This is a genomic window from Streptomyces sp. NPDC059456 (genome assembly GCF_042750055.1).
In the GTDB taxonomy this organism is placed as follows: Bacteria; Actinomycetota; Actinomycetes; order Streptomycetales; family Streptomycetaceae; genus Streptomyces.
Map to the genome: position 1 here is coordinate 1,599 of NZ_JBHYVA010000582.1, position 3,962 is coordinate 5,560.

The window sequence follows — 3,962 nt, forward strand, 5'->3', positions numbered from 1 at the left end:
CACCCCGGGGGCCGGGCGCCACACCGGGGGGCCCGTGTTGGGCTACGCCCCGGGACGGCCGCGCCGGGCGGGGGGGGGGGGGGCCCCCGCCGCCCGCCACCCCGCGGGCCTTGTGCCCGTCAGCCCAGTTCGAGGCTCGTCACCCCGTACAGCTCGGCCAGCGCGACCTCCGGGGCGGGGCCCGTGTACATCCGGGCGGCCTCGAACGAGGGGGTCAGCCCCAGTGCGGCCAGCAGGGCGGTGGCCGCCGGATTCGCGTCGGGCGCGTCCACGGCGACCACCCCGTCGGGGGTGTGCTCCGCGAGCCGGTGCACCAGGGCGGCCGCGATGTCCGGGGTGGAGGCGTACAGCGGGCCGATCCGGGAGGCACCGCTGCAGGGGCGGATCACGCCGAGGCCCTCGATCCGCCCGCCTCGGACGGCGGCGAGGGCGGTGCGGCCGGGCAGGGCGATCCAGGCGGACAGGAAAGCGTGGCGCGACTCGGGGAAGAACCGGCGGTCGTAGGCGGCCAGCAGCCCGAACGGCAGCGACGCGGCGTCCACCACCTCGAACCCGCCCGCGCCCGCGCCGGAGCTGCCCGTGCCGCCCGCCCGCGGGACGCCCTCGTACCGGACGTTGTTCCAGGCCGGACGGAAGCCGGACTTGCGGTAGTTGTCCTGCTGGTCGACCACCCCGTCCAGGCCGACGAGCCGCCCTTCGAGCCGCTCCATGGCGGCCTGCCACAGCCGGATCGCGTAGCCCTGACCGCGGACGGCCGGATGCGCGATGTAGAAGCCGATGAAGCCGAAGCCGGAGCCGTAGCGCACGGCCGAGACACAGGCGACCGGTTCGCCGTCGAGCCGGCCGACGAGGAAGCCGGCCGGATCGGCGACGGCGAACGCGAAACGGTCGGAGTCCCCCGGGTTCCAGCCTTCCTCGTCGGCCCAGGTACGGATGAGTTCCATGTCGGCGACGCTCGCGCCGGTGATCTCGAATACCGTCATGTCCGGTGTTGTACCAGACGGCGTACCGGGGGGTCAGCCCGCGCAGATCACGTCATCGAGCTTGATCGGCCGGGAGTCGAGGCGCACGTACGCGGTGAACGTGTCCGTGCGGTCGTCCTTCCAGCGGGTGGTGACCGTGGCCCAGCCGACACCCGCCGTCTGGAGAACGGTGACCGCGCCGATGGTGATGTCCTCGGGCTCGTTCTGCGCGCAGAGCAGGACGTCGGACAGCGGGCTGTGCTCCTGCTTCTCCTTGAGCTGCTGCGAGATGCGCAGGTCCCGGTCGAGGTCGGAGGGGCCGTGGTGACCGTAGAAGGAGGTGAGGAAGACGCTGATGGCTGCGGCGCTGTGCCGGTGGTGGGCGGCGACCGGGGTGGGGTCGGCGACGGCGGGGGTCGCAGCCGGCAGCGCGAGCAGGGTCAGCAGCAGGGCACCGAGGCTGTACGGCATGATCTTCATGCGGGATGTGTAACCGCCCGGCGTCTGCGTGGGCAGGGGTGGACCGCGGATCTCACTCCTGTGGGGGGCGGGATTCACCGCACGAGACGCGGGTCCGCGGCGGACGGGCGGGGCTCCGGCCCCGCCGCGGTAAATGCGCTCGCGGCTCCCGCCCGCCCGTACGTAGGGTCGGGGCATGGGGAAGCCGCTTGTCGCAGTGTTCAGTGGGGCCGGGATGTCCACCGATTCCGGGATTCCGGACTACCGGGGGCCGCAGGGGTTGTGGCGCCGCGATCCGGAGGCCGAGAAGCTCGTCACGTACGCGCATTACATGGCGGATCCGGAGGTCCGGCGCCGCTCCTGGCTGATGCGTGCCGAGATCGCCGCCCTCGGGGCGCGGCCGAATGCCGCGCATCTGGCCGTGGCGGAACTGGAGCGCGGCGGCACCCCGGTCCGGGTGGTCACGCAGAACGTGGACGGACTGCACCAGCTCGCCGGGACGCCGCCGCGCAAGGTGTTCGAACTGCACGGAACCGCCCGGGCGGTGGTGTGCACGGCCTGCCGCGCCCGGTCGGGGATGGACGAGGCGCTGGCCCGCGTCGCCGCGGGCGAGCCCGATCCCGCGTGTTCGGTCTGCGGCGGGATCCTCAAGTCGGCGACGGTGATGTTCGGCGAGCGGCTCGATCCGGAGGTGCTGCGGCAGGCCGTGGCCGTGGCCAAGGGCTGCGACGTGTTCATCGCGGTCGGGACGACGCTCCAGGTGCAGCCCGCCGCCTCGCTGGCCGGCATGGCCGCCGAGGCGGGGGCCCGCCTGATCATCGTGAACGCCGAGGAGACCCCGTACGACGCCCTCGCCGACGAGGTGATCCGCGAGCCGATCGGAACCGCGCTCCCGGCCCTGCTGTCCCGCATCGCCGGACCCGCCCCGGCCTGAGACCTCGGTCGGGTCAGGCAGCGGTCGGGTCAGGCCGCGTCGGCCGCCCGGCGCATCTCCGCCGCGTCCAGCTTCTTCATCTTCATCATGGCGGCGGTGGCGGCGGCGGCCCGCTTCGGGTCCGGGTCGGAGATCAGGTCGATGGCACCGGGCGGGATGACCTGCCAGGACACCCCGAACTTGTCCTTGACCCAGCCGCAGGCGGACTCCTCGCCGCCGTCCCTCGTGAGGGCGTCGTAGTAGTAGTCCGACTCGGTCTCGTCCGCGCAGTGGATCTGGAACGAGATCGCCTCGGTGAAGGGGAACTGCGGGCCGCCGTTGAGGCCGATGAACTTCTGGCCGTTGATCTCGAATTCGACGACCATCACCTCGCCGGCCGGCCCGGGCCCGGCCTCGTTGTAGCGGCCGATCCGCCCGATCCTCCCGTCCTTGAAGACGGAGAGGTAGTAGTCGGCGGCCGCTTCCGCGTCGCCGTCGAACCACAGGCACGTGGTGAATCCGTTGCTGCTGCTCATGACTGCCTCCAGGCGGTGCGTGGTCGGGTGCGGGCGCCGGCGTACCGGCCCGCTCCCCCATACAGACCGGCCCCGGGCCCGAAATTCATCGGTGGGCCCGGGGCCGTTCCGTCACGCGTCCTGAATGCACTCCAACGGCTTACGCCGAGGGCTTGGCCCCCATCGCGAGCATCCGGTCGACGACGCGCTCGGCGGCGGCGCCGTCGTCCAGGTCGCAGAACTCGGCGCGGAAGGCGGCGCGGGCCTCCTTGTACTCCGCCCCGACCGCGTCCGCGCCCCGCACGGCCTCGATCAGGCTCGCCGAGTCGGCCAGCAGCGGGCCGGGCGCCTTCTCCGCCAGGTCGAAGTTGAAGGCGCGCAGCGTGGTCCGGTAGTGCTCGAGGTCGTACGTGAAGAGCAGGATCGGCCGGTCGGTGAGCGCGAAGTCGAACAGCGCCGACGAGTAGTCCGAGATCAGCACGTCGGCGACGAGCAGCAGGTCCGTCGGGTCGGGCCAGCGGGACACGTCGACGACGAAGCCGTCGCGCTCGTGGTCCCGGACCTGCTCGGTCACGTGGTGGTGGCCGCGGACCAGCAGGACGTGGTCCTCGCCGAGCTCGCGCCGCGCCGCGTCCAGGTCGATCTGGAGGTCGAGCTTGTAACCGCCCGACCAGCCCTCGCGGTTCTCGCGCCAGGTCGGCATGTAGAGGACGACCTTCTTGCCCTCGGGCAGGCCGAGCCGGCGGCGGACCTCCGCGATCCGCTGCGCGTCGGGCTTGACGAGCGCGTCGGCGCGGGGGGCGCCGGACTCGATGACCTCGCCCTGGTAGCCGAGGGCCCGCTTGAGGATCGGCGTCGCGTACGAGCTCGGGGAGGCGAGCAGCGACCACTGGGCGCTGTCGTGTTCCAGGCCCTCCAGGACGTCGGGGCTCGTGTAGTAGTCGTGGATGAAGTCGTGGCCGATCTCCTTGACCGGCGTTCCGTGCCAGGTCTGGACGACGATCTGGCCGGGGGGGGGGGGGGGGGGGGGGGGGGGGCGGGGGGGGGGGGGCGCGGGGGGGGGGCGGGGGGGCCCCCCCCCCCCCCCCGCGCGGAAGAAAAAAAAACGAACGC

General features: G+C 72.9%; 5 protein-coding genes. 1 reads left to right on the forward strand and 4 read right to left on the reverse strand.

The window, feature by feature from the left end; genetic code table 11:
* Positions 1-119: 119 nt before the first annotated feature.
* Complete coding sequence (locus ACFXA3_RS33940; RefSeq protein WP_385193265.1) at positions 120-983, reverse strand: GNAT family N-acetyltransferase; 864 nt, start codon at positions 981-983, stop codon at positions 120-122.
* Between the two features lie 33 nt (positions 984-1,016).
* Positions 1,017-1,442: a hypothetical protein gene (locus ACFXA3_RS33945; RefSeq protein ID WP_385193267.1), complete on the reverse strand. Its 426-nt coding sequence runs from the start codon at positions 1,440-1,442 to the stop codon at positions 1,017-1,019.
* A 175-nt stretch (positions 1,443-1,617) separates the two neighbouring features.
* On the opposite strand from ACFXA3_RS33945, the gene ACFXA3_RS33950 reads away from it, so the two are divergent.
* Positions 1,618-2,355 carry an NAD-dependent deacetylase gene (locus tag ACFXA3_RS33950; protein ID WP_385193270.1) on the forward strand — a complete coding sequence of 246 codons (738 nt, stop codon included), beginning with the start codon at positions 1,618-1,620 and terminating at the stop codon, positions 2,353-2,355.
* 29 nt (positions 2,356-2,384) lie between these two features.
* On the opposite strand, the gene ACFXA3_RS33955 is transcribed toward ACFXA3_RS33950, so the two are convergent.
* The gene (locus tag ACFXA3_RS33955; protein ID WP_385193273.1) at positions 2,385-2,870 is read right to left on the reverse strand and encodes a VOC family protein; all 486 of its coding nucleotides are present in this window, start codon (positions 2,868-2,870) and stop codon (positions 2,385-2,387) included.
* Between the two features lie 139 nt (positions 2,871-3,009).
* The coding region (locus ACFXA3_RS33960) for a CDP-glycerol glycerophosphotransferase family protein (RefSeq protein WP_385193275.1) at positions 3,010-3,962 on the reverse strand (953 nt) is incomplete at its 5' end.